We start from the raw sequence: 17362 nt of genomic DNA on the forward strand, positions 1-17362 counted from the left end.
TCTATATTGGCTAATATGATTGGGATTAATTTCCACGCATCGGTGAGAATGTGAAGAAACTAGCAGTAATGATTGGGCTGACCAGCCTGCTGGCAGGGTGCGATAACGCCTCCGGGCCGCTGTCTTTTACGCCGGAGATGGCCAGCTTTTCAAATGAATTTGATTTTGATCCCCTGCGCGGGCCGGTAAAAGACTTCACCCAGACGCTGTTCAATGAAAAAGGGGAAGTGAGTAAGCGCGTAACAGGATCGCTTTCGCAAGAAGGGTGTTTCGATACCCTGGAGTTGCACGATCTGGACGCAAACACTGGCGTAGCTCTGGTGCTGGACGCCAATTTTTATGTGGATGCCGAAACGCAGCAGCAGAAAATTAAGCTGCAGGGTAAATGCCAGTTAGCCGAATTACCCTCTGCGGGCGTCACCTGGGATACGGACGATAACGGGTTTATCGTGACCGCACACGGTAAGGCGATGGAAGTGAAATATCGCTACGACGCAGACGGTTATCCGCTGGGTAAAACCACGGTTTCAGGCGATCAGCATCTCTCGGTTTCGGCTACGCCATCGAAAGATAAACGTAAAAAACTGGATTATTCCGCCATCAGCCTGCTCAACGATAAACCGCTGGGTACGGTGAAACAGAGCTGTGATTACGATCGTCACGACAACCCGGTCAGTTGTGAGTTACAGATGACGGACGACAGCGTAAAACCGGCTGTTGAGCATAAGTACACGATCAAAAACAGTATTGAATATTATTGATAAATCGGTGTTGTACGCCGGGTAAGGCGAAGCCGCCACCCGGCAACAAACGCATTACTGCGCCGTAGGCTTCAACAGGTGGGTTCCGGACGACCTGTGCTCTGCCAGATACTTATCCTGGAAAATACACATTCGAATGGTGTTGCGGTACTCGCCGTTAATAAAGAATTCATGAATCAGTTCGCCCTCCACCATAAACCCAAGCTTGCGGTAAATATGGATGGCTTTTTCATTTTCTTTATCAACAATCAGATACAGTTTATACAGGTTGAGAACCGTAAATCCGTAGTCCATCGCCAGTTTCGCTGCGCGCGTCGCAAGGCCTTTGCCCTGGTATTCTGGCGAAATAATTATCTGAAATTCCGCCCGACGGTGGACGTGGTTGATCTCAACCAGCTCGACCAGACCGGCCTTTTCGCCGTCGCATTCGACAACGAAACGGCGCTCGCTCTGGTCGTGAATATGTTTATCGTAAAGATCCGACAGCTCGACAAAAGCCTCGTACGGCTCTTCGAACCAGTAACGCATGACGCTGGCGTTATTGTCGAGCTGGTGGACAAAGCGCAAATCCTCGCGCTCCAGCGGTCTGAGTTTTACTGTTAACGGGCTGGCCATAATCATCCTTCAGGCAGTCAATATTAAGGTGCTACCGTACGCCCGGTACGACGATCAAGGCAGCGCAGCGTATTAGGCTCCCAGTAGGCATTCACGTTCGCACTTTGCTGACAGTTATCCCGTGCATCAAAGGCGACGTCGTCTTTGTCCCACTCTTTTTCGGCACGTTTGTTCACTTTCTGGCGCAGGCTGCGGGTGTCATTCCATTGCTCTTTATCCATCGCGGCATTCTGGCGACTTTGCGCACTGTCACCTGATTCGATGATCAGTTTGCTGGTGTCGGCAGAGGCGGGCGCAGTGAAGGCAAAAGCCGTCAGAGAGAGCATGGCCGCCAGACAGAAGCGTTTGCTTAGTGTACTCATTGCATGTTCCTTGTATTGGGTGTACCCGAGACCAATTCTACACCAATCCGAAAAGGGGGCATATCCTCGTGTCGGTTATGGAATTAGCCACGCAATTATCGCGTATCATGGTTAAACCCAATCTCACTCAAACGCCAAAATGATTAAAACCACCTTACTTTTCTTTGCGACTGCCTTGTGCGAAATCATTGGCTGTTTTCTGCCGTGGCTATGGTTGAAACGCGGAGCGTCGGTATTGCTGCTCCTTCCGGCAGGGATCGCGCTGGCGCTGTTTGTCTGGCTACTGACGTTACATCCGGCGGCCAGCGGACGAGTCTACGCTGCCTACGGCGGCGTCTATGTCTGTACCGCACTTATCTGGCTACGGGTGGTCGACGGCGTGAAGCTCAGCGCCTATGACTGGGCAGGGGCTGCGATTGCCCTGTGCGGCATGTTGATTATCGTGGCGGGCTGGGGGCGCGCATAAGCGTTTTATTTGTGATCTATGGGTGATTTTTTGATCGCTATACTTGTATGGTAGTTGCGTAATTGCGTAAGTTTCTTGCATCACAACGAGCGATGTAAGGAACGGGATCATGAAAATTGTCGGGGCCGAAGTCTTTGTTACCTGCCCAGGGCGTAATTTTGTCACGCTTAAAATCACCACTGACGACGGGATCGTCGGCCTGGGTGATGCCACCTTAAACGGACGCGAGCTGTCCGTTGCCTCTTATCTTAAAGATCATCTCTGTCCGCAGTTGATTGGCCGCGATGCGCATCGCATCGAAGACATCTGGCAGTTCTTCTATAAAGGCGCGTACTGGCGGCGCGGACCGGTCACGATGTCGGCCATTTCTGCCGTCGATATGGCGCTGTGGGATATCAAAGCCAAAGCCGCCGGAATGCCGCTTTATCAGCTTTTGGGCGGAGCATCGCGTGAAGGTGTCATGGTTTATTGCCACACCACCGGCCACACGATTGACGATGTCCTGGAAGATTACGCCCGTCATAAAGAACAGGGATTCAAAGCCATCCGCGTGCAATGCGGCGTTCCGGGCATGAAAACCACTTACGGCATGTCGAAAGGCAAAGGGCTGGCGTATGAACCGGCGACCAAAGGCCACTGGCCGGACGAGCAGCTGTGGTCGACGGAAAAATACCTCGATTTCACGCCAAAACTGTTCGACGCCGTGCGCAACCAGTTTGGCTTTAACGAACATCTGCTCCACGACATGCACCACCGCCTGACACCGATTGAGGCAGCGCGGTTTGGTAAAAGCATTGAAGCGTTTCGCATGTTCTGGATGGAAGATCCGACGCCTGCTGAAAACCAGGAATGCTTCCGCCTGATTCGCCAACATACCGTTACGCCGATTGCTGTCGGGGAAGTTTTCAACAGCATCTGGGACTGCAAACAGCTGATCGAAGAACAGCTTATCGATTACATCCGCACTACCATCACCCATGCGGGCGGGATCACCGGTATGCGGCGGATTGCTGATTTCGCCTCACTCTACCAGGTGCGCACCGGTTCACACGGTCCATCGGATCTGTCGCCGATTTGCCACGCCGCCGCGCTGCATTTCGATCTGTGGGTGCCAAACTTCGGTGTGCAGGAATACATGGGTTATTCCGAGCAAATGCTGGAGGTTTTCCCGCACAGCTGGAGCTTCGACAACGGCTACATGCATCCGGGTGAAAAGGCGGGGCTGGGCATTGAATTCGACGAGAAACTGGCCGCGAAATATCCGTACGACCCGGCGTATCTGCCTGTCGCCCGCCTTGAAGATGGCACCCTATGGAACTGGTAAATCAGGAGCACACCATGAAAAGTATTGTGATTCAAAAACCGAATGCGCTGCTGATTGATGAGCGTCCATTACCTGTACCGGGCAACGGCGAAGTGCGGGTCAAAATTACCCTCGCGGGTATTTGCGGTTCCGACAGCCATATCTATCGCGGCCATAACCCGTTTGCCAAATACCCGCGCGTGATAGGGCATGAGTTCTTCGGTGTGATTGACGCGCTCGGTGAAGGCGTTGAAGAAAATCGTCTCGGGCAGCGCGTTTCCGTCGATCCGGTGATCAGCTGCGGGCACTGCTATCCGTGCTCGGTAGGGAAACCCAACGTCTGCACAACGCTGGTGGTGCTGGGCGTGCATCGTGACGGCGGCTTTAGCGAATATGCGGTGGTTCCGGCGAAAAATGCCTGGCACATCCCAGATACGATCCCCGATAAACACGCGGTAATGGTGGAGCCTTTCACGATTGCGGCCAACGTCACCGGGCACGTTCGGCCCACGGAGCAGGATGTTGCCCTGATTTACGGCGCGGGTCCGATGGGGCTGGTGACCGTGCAGGCGTTGAAAGGCGTTTATAAGGTGAAGCAAGTGATAGTGGTCGACAGGATTGACGAACGGCTGGAGATGGCGAAACGCAGCGGCGCTGACTGGACATTCAACAACGCAGAACAGTCGCTTCAGGCAGCGCTGGAAGAAAAGGGCATCAAACCAACGTTAATTGTTGATGCGGCCTGCCATCCGTCGATTCTTCAGGAAGCGATTACCCTCGCTTCTCCCGGCGCGCGCATTGTGCTGATGGGCTTCTCCAGCGACCCGAGCCAGATTGTGCAGCAGGGAATCACCGGCAAAGAACTGTCGATTTTCTCTTCTCGCCTGAACGCCAACAAATTTCCGGTGGTGATCGACTGGCTGGAAAAGGGGCTGATCGACCCAGACAAACTGATCACCCACTTCTTTGACTATCACCACGTCACTGACGCCATCGAACTGTTTGAGAAAGACCAGCGGCAGTGCTGCAAAGTCCTCCTCACGTTCGGCCAATAATAACAAACGCGGTTAAGTGGTACGCATCTTACCTTTATTCAGAGATAGCCATTATGACTCAAGCACAACCTCAAAGAACGACGTCGGATCTGGTGAAAGCGGCTGTTTCCGGCTGGCTCGGTACCGCGCTGGAATTCATGGATTTCCAGCTCTATTCCCTGGGTGCGGCGCTGGTGTTCCATGAAATATTCTTCCCGGAACAGTCCGCTGCAATGGCGTTGATTCTGGCGATGGGGACTTACGGCGCAGGCTATATTGCGCGTATCGTCGGGGCGTTTATCTTCGGCAAAATGGGCGATCGTATCGGGCGTAAAAAGGTGCTGTTTATCACCATCACCATGATGGGGATCTGTACCACGCTGATTGGCGTTCTGCCGACTTACGCGCAAATTGGCATTTTTGCGCCGGTGCTGCTGGTGACGCTGCGCATTATTCAGGGGCTGGGCGCCGGGGCAGAAATTTCTGGCGCGGGAACCATGCTGGCGGAATACGCGCCGAAGGGTAAGCGCGGAATAATTTCCTCGCTGGTGGCAATGGGAACCAATTGCGGAACCCTGAGCGCCACGGCTATCTGGGCGGTGATGTTCTTTGTGCTGGACCGTGAAGATCTTATCGCCTGGGGCTGGCGCGTGCCGTTCCTCGCCAGCGTCGTGGTGATGATCTTCGCCATCTGGCTGCGAATGAACCTGAAAGAAAGCCCGGTGTTTGAGAAGGTTAACGATGAAAGCGGCCCGGTAGTGACCGCTGAAGAAACCTCGCTCGGCGCGATGTTCAAAAGCAAATCATTCTGGCTGGCGACCGGGCTGCGTTTTGGTCAGGCGGGAAATTCAGGTTTGATTCAAACCTTCCTCGCCGGTTATCTGGTGCAGACGCTGCTGTTTAATAAAAGCATTCCGACCGATGCGCTGATGATAAGCTCGATCCTCGGGTTTATCTCCATCCCGCTGCTGGGCTGGCTGTCCGATAAAGTGGGGCGCCGCCTGCCGTACATTCTGCTCAATATCTCCGCCATTATTCTGGCGTACCCGATGCTGTCGATTATCGTCGATAAAAGCTACAGCCCCGGGGTGATTATGCTATCGATCATCGTCATCCATAACTTTGCAGTGCTGGGCCTGTTTGCGCTGGAAAACATCACTATGGCGGAGATGTTTGGCTCGCGGAACCGTTTTACCCGCATGGCGATTTCGAAAGAGGCGGGTGGTTTGGTGGCGGTCGGATTCGGCCCGGTGCTGGCGGGGATCTTCTGCAATATTACCGGTTCCTGGTGGCCAATTGTGGTGATGATGGTGGTCTATTCGGTAATCGGTCTGATATCAGCGGTGCTGATGCCGGAAGTGCGCGACCGCGATCTGAGCCTCGCGGAAGATGCCGCCGAAAAAGCGATTTCCACCGTGCCGCTTGGCCATACGGTGAATCAGTAAGATCGCAGGGCGGGAGGTCGATCCCGCCTTTTCTTCTCTTCTTGTATGGTAGTTGATGGAAATCAAAGATGTCATACCAATTGCATGAGATGGTCTACCTCCTCAGATTCGACGACCACTCACTAAAATGAGCCTCCTCATGAATAATAAATTGTTGAATGCCAAAGCGTCACTTCCTGCCTACGACCGTAACAAGCTAGTGCCACGCATCGTGCACCTCGGTTTCGGCGCGTTCCATCGTGCTCATCAGGCCGTTTACACGGATATCCTCGCGGCTGAGCACGGCAGCGACTGGGGTTACACCGAAGTGAGCCTGATTGGCGGCGAACAGCAAATTGCCGATCTCAAGGCCCAGGATAATCTCTACACCGTGGCGGAAATGTCCGCCGACGCCTGGACAGCTCGCGTCGTCGGTGTCGTCAAAAATGCGCTTCATGCGCAGGTTGATGGTCTGGAGACCGTGCTGGCTGCCATGTGCGAGCCGCAGGTGGCGATTGTTTCGCTGACCATCACCGAAAAAGGTTACTGCCATGCGCCTGCGACCGGGCAACTTATGCTCGATAACCCGCTGATCGCCGCCGATCTGCAAAATCCGCATCAGCCAAAATCTGCGCCGGGCGTGGTGGTAGAAGCGCTGGCGCGTCGTAAAGCGGCGGGTTTACCGGCTTTCAGCGTCATGTCTTGCGACAACATACCGGAAAACGGCCATGTCTTGCGTAACGTCACCTGCGCGTATGCGCGAGCGGTAAACAGCGAACTGGCAGACTGGATTGAAGCGAACGTCACGTTCCCGTCGACGATGGTCGATCGTATTGTGCCGGCAGTGACGCCGGAAACGCTGGATAAAATCGAACAGTTAACTGGCGTGCGCGATCCTGCGGGCGTGGCCTGCGAACCATTCCGTCAGTGGGTAGTAGAAGATAACTTTGTTGCCGGGCGTCCTGAGTGGGAAAAAGCAGGCGCAGAGCTGGTGGCAGATGTGATTCCGTTTGAAGAGATGAAGCTGCGTATGCTTAACGGCAGCCACTCTTTCCTGGCGTATCTCGGCTATCTGGCGGGTTATCAGCACATCAACGACTGCATGGAAGACGAAAATTATCGTCAGGCCGCTCATGCGCTGATGCTCAATGAACAAGCGCCAACCCTGAAGGTAAAAGGTGTTGATCTGGGGCGTTACGCCGATCTGCTGATTGCGCGCTACAGCAATCCGGCGCTGCGTCATCGCACCTGGCAAATCGCGATGGACGGCAGCCAGAAGTTACCGCAGCGTATGCTCGATTCTGTACGCTGGCATCTGGCGCATCAGCGCAGTTTCCCGCTGCTGGCGCTGGGCGTAGCAGGATGGATGCGTTATGTCGGCGGCGTGGATGAAAGTGGAAACGCGATCGAAGTCTGCGATCCGCTGCTGTCCACCCTTCAGGCGGCGGTCAAGGGTAGTGCCGAAGGCGAAAGCCGGGTGAAAGCGCTGTTGGGTATCGAGGCGATTTTCGGTAACGGATTACCGCTGGAAGCCCGCTTTGTGGATGCGGTGATGGGCGCGTATAAAATGTTGCTGGAGCAGGGCGCGAAAGCGACGGTGGCACAAACTCTCGCTTCGAAATAAACACGTATCATGCCGCCGTTTGCGGCGGCATGTCATTAGGCCTGTTAGTGCATTCCTAAGCGAATCAGTTCAATCGGTTCGAACTTGCCTTCACAACCTTCCACTTCTACCGTTTTACTGCGGCGAACCTGCGCGGCGTCCAGCCCCTGAGCGTGAATTGCACGGACAGTCCCTGTGCGCCCGGTGCCGTTAATCATCACACGGCTGCCAGTGGTAATTGCGTTACGGTTGCGGTCATACGTCATCATGGTTATTTCTCCTCTTCTCTACACATCACGGCCCTGTTATTCCTGCCGCTGACGGGAGAATATAAATACGCCTGTTGCGTTCACATTTTTTTGTTTTTGATCAAGCTCACACTTTTTTGTCTGCATTTTATTGCCATTGGGCGGTTCAGACGCAAATTGACAAAACGGACAATTGTTTTCATTTATTGATAGTTTCGCCACTGAACGGTTTAGCCTTCGTTTCAAGTAGCCATGTCACTCTTAAGTCAGATAACTCATTATTTTATTTGGAATAAGGAAGGGCTTATGTACAAGAAAATATTAATGCCTGTAGACGTATTTGAAATGAACCTCAGTGATAAAGCGGTGCGTCATGCGGAGTTTCTGGCGAAAGCGGATAACGCGACCATCACCTTGCTGAACATCCTGCCCATCAGCAGCCGCTCGTTGCTTCGCGGGTTTAACTCTGACATCAAAAAGTTCGAAGCCTACATGGTCACCGAGTCAGAGAAAAAGATGAATGAATTAAAGCGTTTATTTGATATCGCGCCGGAGAATATTCACACTGAGGTGCGCTTCGGTAATGTTCGCGATGAAATCATCAGCATGAGTAATAAAGAGGATTACGAGGTAATTGTTATCGGTTCGAAGACGCCGGGAATGTCCAGCCATCTGCTTGGCTCAAACGCGGAATCGGTTATTCGCTACGCCAAAATACCTGTCTTAGTGGTACGCTAATTATTTAAGCGCCTCCCTGTTGGGAAGGGAGGCGCTTAATATTAATCTTCTGTAAACCAGTCGCTGTTTTCCTGGCGAATAAGCTGCACCGACTCGCCAATTTCTTGCAAATGCACGGTCATCGCTTTGTCGACGGCATCAACGTCACGCTTTTCCAGTGCGGCGAAAATATCATGGTGCTGACGCAACAGCATTTCCGGTGGCGAGACGTGATCGAGGCTCATATAGCGCACGCGGTCCATCGTGGCTTTGATATTTTCAATGGTATCCCACGCCAGTTGACAGTCGGCAATTTGCGCCAGTTTCTGATGAAACTCATCGTCGAGCTGGAAAAAGTCATTCAGCTGTTTGCGTTCAATCGCAATGCGCTGCTGGTGGAGATTCTGTTCCAGCAAATAGCACTGATTTTCGTCAATCAGAGAAGCCGCACGACGCACCACCGCGCATTCAATCGCCTGGCGGACAAAACAGCCGTTACGCACCTGCGAAAGGGATATTTTATTCACGTAGCTGCCGCGCTGCGGGCGAATTTGAATCAGACCGTTTTCGGCAAGTTTAATGAATGCTTCGCGCACCGGCTGACGCGATACGTCAAAACGCACCGAGACCTCTTTTTCAGAGAGCGGTGTACCAGGCGGGATCAGACAATGGACGATATCACGTCGCAAAATGCGGTAAATTTGCTGATTAACAGGCTGGGTAGGATTCAGTTGCGATTCGGCGGCCATTGGATGTGATTTCTCAAAGAGTTAACACTTCAATACTACCATTCTTTTACCGGTCATCCCAGACCCGACCCGCAGGCCGGGCAGGGAAATAATCAGCCGCGATGCACGCTTAATCCGGCAAAGCTCTGGCTGACTGGCATCATTTCGACGGTGTTAATGTTGACGTGTTTTGGCAGCGTCGCGACCCACCAGACGGTTTCGGTCACATCTTCCGGGGTCAGAGCCTCGGTGTTTTCATAGGTTTTGCCTGCTTTCGCGTCATCGCCTTTGAAACGCACGTTGGAAAACTCGGTCCCGCCGACCAGACCCGGCTCAATATCCGTCACGCGGATCGCCGTGCCGTGCAGATCGGTACGCAGATTCAGGCTGAACTGACGCACAAAAGCTTTGGTTGCGCCGTACACGTTTCCACCTGCGTAAGGCCAGCTTCCGGCGGTCGAGCCGATATTAATGATATGACCGCGGTTACGCTCGACCATGCCCGGCAGCACCGCGCGGGTCATGTACACCAGCCCTTTGTTGTTGGTGTCGATCATGTTTTCCCAGTCTTCGACGCTGGCTTTATGCGCAGGCTCCATCCCCAGCGCCAGACCGGCGTTGTTGACCAGTAAATCAATGGCACGCCATTCTGCGGGCAGGTTAGCCAGCATCTCTTCAATGGCCGCACGATTACGCACGTCGAGTTGTGCGGTCAAAATGCTGTCGCCAAGCTCATCCTTCAGCTCCTGCAAACGCTCCTGACGGCGACCTGTTGCAATCACTTTATGGCCGTTGGCGACGAAGCGACGCGTGATGCTTTCACCAAAACCCGCCGTTGCCCCGGTAACTAATACGATCATCTCACTGTTCCTCAACGCTTTTTGTGTTGTACAACCATAGCACGCCATCTGGCACGTCGTTAAGGCAACTTTTGTATCGCTAAATGAACGTGGAGAGGGCACTAAAAGACGACGATTCCTGTAACAGGGGCTCCCGCGCTACGAATTTGGCCGCTGCCATACTGAACGACTTTTCCGTCGACAAAAGTGACGTAATAGTCGCCTTTATCCCAACCCCATCCGGATGCCAGGCGATTGCTATACTGGATCTGTTCTTTATTGCCTTCAACCGCATCACCATCAGGCGTGCCTAACACGTCGATGACCTGTGCCTTAGTCATTCCCGTCTGAACATTATGTATTTTTTCGCCAGTGGTACACCCTGCCAGCAGCAGTAACGCCAAACTGGCTAAAAGATTTTTTTTCATTGTTGTCTCAGTAACGATAAGGATTAAATTTAGAACGTTTAAAAAATCAAATTAGAATATCGAATGCTTTCCTGCCGAAGGCTAGCGAATACGCTGAACATCGACGGATTCGCCATCTTCAATGCTGACAATTTTATCTTCATCATCGGTGACGACCACATCTGATGCCGGTAGCCACAAGCCGCTGGTGATAGTGTCATAGCTGGCAACCTGCCATACGGAATTATCATCGAGAATAAGGATTTCCCCATTGGCATTATTACTTTTAATGAAATGCTGTTCAGCGGCTATGGCAGGAGTCAGGCAGAGTAACGATATAAAAAAGAGAATGGTTTTCATTAATAGCTCCAGAGCGAATGTATTTCGACATTAAAAGACGAAGGGTAAATTTGCGTTTAGGTTAATGCCTGACTCACAAGTCGTGTTGATCTTCGTCACGCTTTTTATGATTTGAAATTAATGAAACCGTTCAGAAATTAAACATGCAAACATTAATATCAGGAGAGACATAATATCTGATGGCAATAAATCTGCTCCTAATGGGGATTGCAGCACGCCGCTGGCTGTCCTACTCTGGGGAGATAATTATGTGCCCAGGAGTCAACGATGTCGGTTTCAAATCCGTTATTTGAAGTAAGCGTATTACCCTATCAGGCACCTCGATTCGATGTCATCGAAGACTGCCATTATCGTCCGGCATTTGATGAGGCGATGCGCCAGAAGCGCGCAGATATTGATGCCATTATTGCCAGTTACGCCGCGCCGGATTTTGCCAACACGGTTTTGGCACTGGAAAAAAGCGGTGCGATGCTTTCGCGCGTCAGCAGCGTGTTCTTCGCCATGACCTCCGCGCACACCAACGACTATTTGCAGGAACTGGACGAAGCTTTTTCTACCGAACTGGCGGGATTAGCCAACGATATCTGGCTCAACGACGCGCTGTTTTCGCGCGTGCAGGCCGTGTGGGAAGGGCGGAAATCGCTGGATGCTGAGTCATGCCGGTTGGTGGAAGAGACCCATCAGCACTTTATTCTGGCAGGCGCAAAACTGACTGAGACGCAGAAAGCCGAATTAAAATCACTCAATACCGAAGCCGCATCGCTGACCAGTCAGTTCAATCAGAAACTGCTGGCGGCAGACAAAGCGGGTGGTTTGGTTGTCGATTATGCGCATCAGCTTGAAGGGCTGAGCGCCGACGAAATCGCCAGCGCCGCACAGGCAGCCGCAGATAAAGGGCTGGCGGATCGCTGGCTTATCTCATTACTCAATACCACGCAGCAGCCTGCGCTTTCGGCACTTCACGATCGTCAGACGCGTGAAAATCTGTTCAACGCAGGCTGGATTCGCACCCAGAAGAATGATGAAAACGATACCCGTATGATTGTGCTCAGACTGGCGAATTTACGCGCCCGTCGTGCGCAGTTGCTTGGGTTCGAGAGCTACGCTAGCTGGAGTACCGCCGATCAGATGGCGAAAACGCCTGACGCGGCACTGAAATTTATGCGAGGTATTGTCCCGGCAGCGCGAGCGCGCGCGCAACGGGAGCAGGCCGATATCCAGAAAGTGATTGATGACGAGCAGGGGCGTTTCAGCGTGCAGGCCTGGGATTGGGCGTATTACGCTGAGCGCGTTCGTCTGGAGAAATACGCTCTGGATGAATCGCAGATCAAACCCTATTTTGCCCTCGATACTGCGCTGCACGATGGCGTGTTCTGGGCGGCTAGCCAGTTGTTCGGTATTCGCTTTGTCGAGCGCTTCGATATTCCGGTTTATCACCCGGATGTTCGCGTCTGGGAGATTTTCGACCATAACGGCGAAGGTATGGCGCTGTTTTACGGTGATTTCTTCGCGCGTGATTCCAAAGGCGGCGGGGCGTGGATGGGGAATTTCGTCGAACAATCCCATGAACTCGCTGCACGCCCGGTGATTTACAACGTCTGTAACTACCAGAAACCGGCTTCCGGACAGGCGGCGCTACTCTCCTGGGATGATGTCATTACGTTGTTCCACGAGTTCGGTCACACGCTGCACGGCCTGTTTGCCGATCAGCGTTTCGCCACATTATCCGGCACCAACACGCCGCGCGACTTTGTTGAATTCCCGTCGCAAATCAACGAACACTGGGCCAGCCATCCGCAGGTCTTTGCGAACTATGCCCGCCATTATCAAACCGGAGAACCGATGCCAGACGCCCTGCGCGAGAAAATGCTCAGCGCGACGCAGTTCAATAAGGGTTACGACATGACCGAGCTTTTAAGCGCGGCGTTACTGGATATGAACTGGCACGGTATCGGCACGCAGGAAACGGTCACGGACGTGGATACGTTTGAATCGTCAGCGCTTAAAAAAGAGGGGCTGGATCTGCCCGCTGTTCCGCCGCGCTATCGCAGCAGTTATTTTGCGCACATCTTTGGTGGCGGTTATGCAGCCGGATATTACGCCTATCTGTGGACGCAAATGCTGGCGGATGACGGCTATCAGTGGTTTGTCGAACAGGGCGGCTTAACGCGTGAAAACGGACAGCGGTTCCGCGAGGCTATTTTGTCGCGCGGGAACAGTAGCGATCTGGAAGCGTTGTATCGCGACTGGAGAGGGCACGATCCGTTGATCGAGCCGATGTTGAAGAATCGTGGGTTAAGCGATTAGTTCTTTGCGGTCTGATGCCCTCACCCCGACCCTCTCCCACCGGGAGAGGGAGAAAGCCGAGTCCGAGCTTGAGGGAGAAAACCGGCTCCGTGCTTGAGGGAGACCAGCGGACGATCCCCTCTCCCATTGGGAGAGGGTTAGGGTGAGGGGAAAAATTACACCACTTCGTTCGGACAATCTTCGCCGTTTTCCAGCTGTTTAAGATTACCCAGCGTTGTTTCTGAAATGCTGATCAGCGCTTCAGCAGTCAGGAACGCCTGGTGTCCGGTAAACAGCACGTTGTGGCAGGCAGACAGACGGCGGAACACATCGTCCTGAATCACGTCGTTAGACTTGTCTTCAAAGAACAGATCGCGTTCGTTCTCATACACATCCATTCCCAGCGCGCCGATTTTTTGCGTTTTTAGGGCTTCAATTGCTGCCTGAGAATCGATCAGGCCGCCACGGCTGGTATTGATAATCATCACGCCGTCTTTCATCTGATCAAAGGCGTCTTGGTTGAGCAGGTGATAGTTCTCCGGCGTCAACGGGCAGTGCAGGGAAATCACGTCCGACTGCGAGAGCAGCGTTGGCAGGTCAACATACTCCACGCCCAGCTCCAATGCAGCAGCACTTGGGTACGGATCGAACGCCAGCAGACGCATACCGAAACCTTTCAGAATGCGCAGAGTCGCCACGCCGATTTTACCGGTGCCGATCACGCCCGCCGTTTTTCCGTACATGGTAAAACCGGTCAGACCTTCGAGAGAGAAGTTGGCATCACGGGTGCGCTGATATGCGCGGTGAATGCGTCGGTTCAGGGACATCATCATTCCGATGGCATGTTCCGCGACGGCTTCCGGGGAGTAGGCCGGAACACGCACCACTTTCAGACCCAGCTCTTTGGCGGCGTCCAGATCGACGTTATTAAAGCCCGCACAGCGCAACGCAATGTATTTTACGCCGTGTTTTTTCAACTCTTCCAGCACCGGGCGGCTACCGTCGTCGTTGACGAAAATGCACACCGCTTCGCAGCCGTTCGCCGTTTTGGCGGTTCTTTCGGTCAGCAGAAAGTCGAAAAATTCGAGTTCGAATCCGTAAGTCTCGTTAACATGTTGCAGATACTTTTTATCGTACTGTTTTGTGCTATATACCGCGAGTTTCATAAGACTTTCTCCAGTGATTTTGCATTCACGTTAGCATGATTAAAATAATCTTACAATTTATAAAATTTTATTGAATTCAATAAGTTCTATCAATAATTCTAGAGCAACTATCCTTAAAACTGGCGTTGACTTCAACTGACTGGCTAAACATGCCACAATGACGGGCACTGTCGGCTTATTTTTTCGCTAAATCAGGATATTAACTGCCCATGAGGGGTAAATACAAAGCCGTAATTCCGCTACTTCTGCTCATCATTCTCTTGCCGCTGACGCTGCTGATGACGCTTGCCCAGTGGGTCCCCACTCTTGCCGGGATTTGGCTCCCTGTCGGTACGCGCATTGCATTTGAAAAAAGCCCGCGCCTCAGCCGCAATCAGATTGTGATCCCCGATCTCCGTTATCTGGTCGATGACTGCGAAATCGCCCGCGTGGAAAACGCCACGCTGTCTCATCCCAGCCGCTGGAAGCTTGACGTCGGCGCGCTCGAGCTCAATACCGCCTGCCTGAGTAAACTGCCGCAGACGGAACAGGCCAATACTGCGCCGAAAACGCTCGCCGAATGGCAGTCAATGCTGCCGAATACCTGGCTTAATATCGATCGTCTAACACTTTCCCCGTGGCAGCAGTGGCAGGGAAAACTCAACGTATCATTAACGCCGTCAATGCAGGAAGTGACTTACCTGGGTGAACAGGTAAAAGTGCGAGGTAAACTTCGCGGCCAAAGCCTGACCATCAGCGAATTTGAACTTCACCTGCCGGATTATCCACAGCCGATTCAACTGGCGGGAGAGTTCACACTGCCGTTGATTCCGGACGGCGTGCCGGTAAAAGGCCACGCAGAGGCCACCCTGAGCGTGCCGCAAATTACATCGCCGGTGGATGTCGATCTCGACTGGGAACAGAACCGGGGTCAACTGGTGATGAGCGCCCGCGATAACCCCGATCCGCTGCTCGATTTACCGTGGCAACTCACCGCCGAACAGCTGACGATCAGCGACGGGCGCTGGCACTGGGATCTCACCGGTCTGCCATTAAGCGGGCGCGTGGGGCTGAAAGTTGAAAACTGGCAGCAAGGCCTGGAAAACGCCATCTTTACCGGTCGTCTGAACGTGCTGACCCAGGGCGATGCCGGTAAAGGCAACGCCGTGCTAACCCTCGGTCCGGGCAAACTGAGCATGGATAACAGCGCTATGCCGCTCCAGTTGACGGGCGAAGCCAAGCAGGGCGATCTGATTTTATATGCCATTCTTCCGGCCCAACTGACCGGCAGCCTTGCCGATCCGCATCTGGCATTTGAACCTGGTGCACTGCTGCGCTCACGCGGTCGGGTCATTGACTCCCTGAATATAGATGAAATCCGCTGGCCGCTGGCGGGAGTAAAACTGTCGCAGAAGGGCGTGGACGGGCGTTTACAGGCCATTCTCAAAGCACATGAAAACGAAATGGGCGATTTTGTTCTGCATCTGGACGGACAAGCGAATGACTTTCTGCCGGACAGCGGCCTGTGGCAGTGGCGATACTGGGGCGATGGTCACTTTACGCCAATGAATGCCCGCTGGGATGTGGCTGGCAAAGGCGAGTGGCGCGACAGCGCGATTGAACTGACGGCATTATCGACCGGTTTCGATAAACTGGAATACGGCACCATGCTGGTGAGCAAACCGCGTCTGATATTAGACCAACCCGTGCGCTGGCTGCGTGGCGAAAATAATCCGCATTTCAGCGGTGCGTTATCGCTGGATGCGCAGCAAACGTCGTTCTCCGGCGGCAGCGTGTTACCGCCGTCGACGCTCAAATTCAGCGTTGACGGCACGGACCCGACATTCTTCCAGTTTAAGGGCTCACTGCATGCGGGTGAAATCGGCCCGGTTCAGCTCAATGGTCGCTGGGATGGAGAGCGTCTGCGCGGGCAGGCCTGGTGGCCAAAACAATCGCTGACGGTGTTCCAGCCGCTGGTACCGCCCGACTGGAAAATGAATTTGCGCGACGGCGAGTTGTACGCGCAGGTGGCGTTTTCTGCCGCCGCTGGTCAGGGATTTGAAGCGGGCGGTCACGGCGTGCTGAAAAGCGGCAGCGTCTGGATGCCGGATAACCAAATTAACGGCATCGATTTTGTCCTGCCGTTCCGTTTCAGCGAAGGCACCTGGTCGCTGGGCACGCGCGGCCCGGTGACGCTGCGTATTGCTGAAGTGGTCAACCAGGTGACGGCGCGCAATATCACGGCGGATTTGCAGGGTGATTACCCGTGGAGCGAGCACAACCCGCTGCTGCTGACCAACGTCAGCACCGACGTGTTGGGGGGAAAAATCACCATGCAGCAGTTGCGAATGCCGCAGCACGATCCGGCCCTGCTGCGGGTGAATAATATCTCCGCCAGTGAGCTCATCAGCGCCGTCAATCCGAAACAGTTTGCCATGTCTGGCCCGGTCAGCGGTGCGCTGCCGTTCTGGCTGGAGAACGAAAAATGGATAATCAAAGACGGCTGGCTGACCAATCCCGGCCCGATGACCTTGCGTATCGACAAAGACACGGCGGATGCCATCGTCAAAGACAACATGGCGGCGGGTGTGGCGATTAACTGGCTCCGTTATATGGAAATTTCTCGCTCGTGGACGAAAATCAATGTAGATAATCTGGGTGTGCTGACTATGCAATCGGCGATCAGCGGTACCAGCCGGGTAGACGGAAAAAGTAACACCGTGCACCTCAATTACACCCACGAAGAGAATCTTTTTACCCTGTGGCGCAGCCTGCGCTACGGGGATAATTTACAGGCATGGCTTGAGCAACACGCGGCGTTACCGGATGTCCGCTGTCAGGCAGGTAAGGAATGTGAGGAACAACAATGAAAAATCTGACTGGCGCGCTTGGCGTGATCATGGTCGTAATGCTCTCGGGCTGTACGCCGCGTATTGAAGTGGCGGCGCCGAAAGAGCCGATCACCATCAATATGAACGTCAAAATCGAACATGAGATCCACATCAAAGTGGATAAAGACGTCGAAACCCTGCTGAAATCGCGCAGCGATCTGTTCTGAGGATGC

General features: G+C 53.4%; 18 protein-coding genes. 10 read left to right on the forward strand and 8 right to left on the reverse strand.

Annotated features, from left to right (window positions below; genetic code table 11):
• The first annotated feature begins 50 nt into the window (after positions 1 to 50).
• Positions 51 to 761: a YnfC family lipoprotein gene (locus tag JBO43_RS00780; protein ID WP_095281920.1), complete on the forward strand. Its 711-nt coding sequence runs from the start codon at positions 51 to 53 to the stop codon at positions 759 to 761.
• 54 nt (positions 762 to 815) lie between these two features.
• Here JBO43_RS00780 and speG read toward each other — a convergent pair whose 3' ends face one another.
• Both speG and JBO43_RS00790 read right to left on the reverse strand, forming a co-directional pair.
• Positions 816 to 1376 (reverse strand): spermidine N1-acetyltransferase, encoded by a 561-nt coding sequence (gene speG, locus JBO43_RS00785; RefSeq protein WP_095281921.1) that lies wholly within the window; start codon positions 1374 to 1376, stop codon positions 816 to 818.
• 23 nt (positions 1377 to 1399) lie between these two features.
• On the reverse strand, positions 1400 to 1738 hold the full coding sequence (locus JBO43_RS00790) for a DUF1283 family protein (protein ID WP_095281922.1): 339 nt from the start codon (positions 1736 to 1738) through the stop codon (positions 1400 to 1402).
• Positions 1739 to 1877: 139 nt separating this feature from the next.
• Between JBO43_RS00790 and JBO43_RS00795 the strand changes: the two genes are divergently transcribed.
• The 5 genes from JBO43_RS00795 to JBO43_RS00815 all read left to right on the forward strand — a co-directional run bounded on the left by JBO43_RS00795 (position 1878) and on the right by JBO43_RS00815 (position 7589).
• Positions 1878 to 2204 carry a YnfA family protein gene (locus JBO43_RS00795; protein ID WP_095281923.1) on the forward strand — a complete coding sequence of 109 codons (327 nt, stop codon included), beginning with the start codon at positions 1878 to 1880 and terminating at the stop codon, positions 2202 to 2204.
• A gap of 109 nt (positions 2205 to 2313) precedes the next feature.
• On the forward strand, positions 2314 to 3528 hold the full coding sequence (gene manD, locus JBO43_RS00800; RefSeq protein WP_095281924.1) for a D-mannonate dehydratase ManD: 1215 nt from the start codon (positions 2314 to 2316) through the stop codon (positions 3526 to 3528).
• A gap of 14 nt (positions 3529 to 3542) precedes the next feature.
• The gene (locus JBO43_RS00805; RefSeq protein ID WP_202673497.1) at positions 3543 to 4562 is read left to right on the forward strand and encodes a Zn-dependent oxidoreductase; all 1020 of its coding nucleotides are present in this window, start codon (positions 3543 to 3545) and stop codon (positions 4560 to 4562) included.
• 53 nt (positions 4563 to 4615) lie between these two features.
• Complete coding sequence (locus JBO43_RS00810; protein WP_237729897.1) at positions 4616 to 5986, forward strand: MFS transporter; 1371 nt, start codon at positions 4616 to 4618, stop codon at positions 5984 to 5986.
• A gap of 139 nt (positions 5987 to 6125) precedes the next feature.
• The gene (locus JBO43_RS00815) at positions 6126 to 7589 is read left to right on the forward strand and encodes a mannitol dehydrogenase family protein (protein ID WP_202673498.1); all 1464 of its coding nucleotides are present in this window, start codon (positions 6126 to 6128) and stop codon (positions 7587 to 7589) included.
• Positions 7590 to 7633: 44 nt separating this feature from the next.
• Here JBO43_RS00815 and ydfZ read toward each other — a convergent pair whose 3' ends face one another.
• Complete coding sequence (gene ydfZ / locus JBO43_RS00820) at positions 7634 to 7837, reverse strand: putative selenium delivery protein YdfZ (protein ID WP_095281927.1); 204 nt, start codon at positions 7835 to 7837, stop codon at positions 7634 to 7636.
• Positions 7838 to 8122: 285 nt separating this feature from the next.
• Here ydfZ and JBO43_RS00825 point away from each other — a divergent pair, with 285 nt between their 5' ends.
• Positions 8123 to 8554 (forward strand): universal stress protein, encoded by a 432-nt coding sequence (locus JBO43_RS00825; protein WP_103946333.1) that lies wholly within the window; start codon positions 8123 to 8125, stop codon positions 8552 to 8554.
• Between the two features lie 41 nt (positions 8555 to 8595).
• Here JBO43_RS00825 and JBO43_RS00830 read toward each other — a convergent pair whose 3' ends face one another.
• The 4 genes from JBO43_RS00830 to JBO43_RS00845 form a co-directional block, all read right to left on the reverse strand.
• Entirely contained in the window at positions 8596 to 9282 is a 687-nt protein-coding gene (locus JBO43_RS00830) for a GntR family transcriptional regulator (RefSeq protein WP_095281929.1), read from the reverse strand.
• 92 nt (positions 9283 to 9374) lie between these two features.
• Positions 9375 to 10121, reverse strand: coding sequence for a bifunctional NADP-dependent 3-hydroxy acid dehydrogenase/3-hydroxypropionate dehydrogenase YdfG (ydfG, locus tag JBO43_RS00835; RefSeq protein WP_095281930.1), 747 nt, complete (start codon positions 10119 to 10121; stop codon positions 9375 to 9377).
• A gap of 101 nt (positions 10122 to 10222) precedes the next feature.
• Positions 10223 to 10528, reverse strand: a complete 306-nt coding sequence (bamE, locus tag JBO43_RS00840; protein ID WP_095281931.1) for an outer membrane protein assembly factor BamE domain-containing protein — start codon at positions 10526 to 10528, stop codon at positions 10223 to 10225.
• A gap of 81 nt (positions 10529 to 10609) precedes the next feature.
• Entirely contained in the window at positions 10610 to 10867 is a 258-nt protein-coding gene (locus JBO43_RS00845; RefSeq protein WP_202673499.1) for a hypothetical protein, read from the reverse strand.
• 267 nt (positions 10868 to 11134) lie between these two features.
• On the opposite strand from JBO43_RS00845, the gene dcp reads away from it, so the two are divergent.
• A complete protein-coding gene (gene dcp / locus JBO43_RS00850) occupies positions 11135 to 13174 on the forward strand; it encodes a peptidyl-dipeptidase Dcp (protein WP_202673500.1) in 2040 nt (679 codons plus the stop codon).
• Between the two features lie 155 nt (positions 13175 to 13329).
• Here the strand turns inward: dcp and JBO43_RS00855 are convergent, their stop codons facing one another.
• Positions 13330 to 14319 carry a 2-hydroxyacid dehydrogenase gene (locus tag JBO43_RS00855; RefSeq protein WP_095281934.1) on the reverse strand — a complete coding sequence of 330 codons (990 nt, stop codon included), beginning with the start codon at positions 14317 to 14319 and terminating at the stop codon, positions 13330 to 13332.
• A gap of 209 nt (positions 14320 to 14528) precedes the next feature.
• Between JBO43_RS00855 and JBO43_RS00860 the strand changes: the two genes are divergently transcribed.
• Together JBO43_RS00860 and JBO43_RS00865 are read left to right on the forward strand one after the other, a co-directional pair.
• Positions 14529 to 17168, forward strand: a complete 2640-nt coding sequence (locus JBO43_RS00860; RefSeq protein WP_202673501.1) for a YdbH family protein — start codon at positions 14529 to 14531, stop codon at positions 17166 to 17168.
• On the forward strand, positions 17165 to 17356 hold the full coding sequence (locus tag JBO43_RS00865; RefSeq protein WP_095281936.1) for a YnbE family lipoprotein: 192 nt from the start codon (positions 17165 to 17167) through the stop codon (positions 17354 to 17356). Before JBO43_RS00860 ends, JBO43_RS00865 begins: the two co-directional genes overlap by 4 nt.
• Positions 17357 to 17362 lie beyond the last annotated feature (6 nt).

The sequence above is a fragment of the Lelliottia jeotgali genome, from assembly GCF_016771845.1.
Lineage (GTDB): Bacteria > Pseudomonadota > Gammaproteobacteria > Enterobacterales > Enterobacteriaceae > Enterobacter > Enterobacter jeotgali.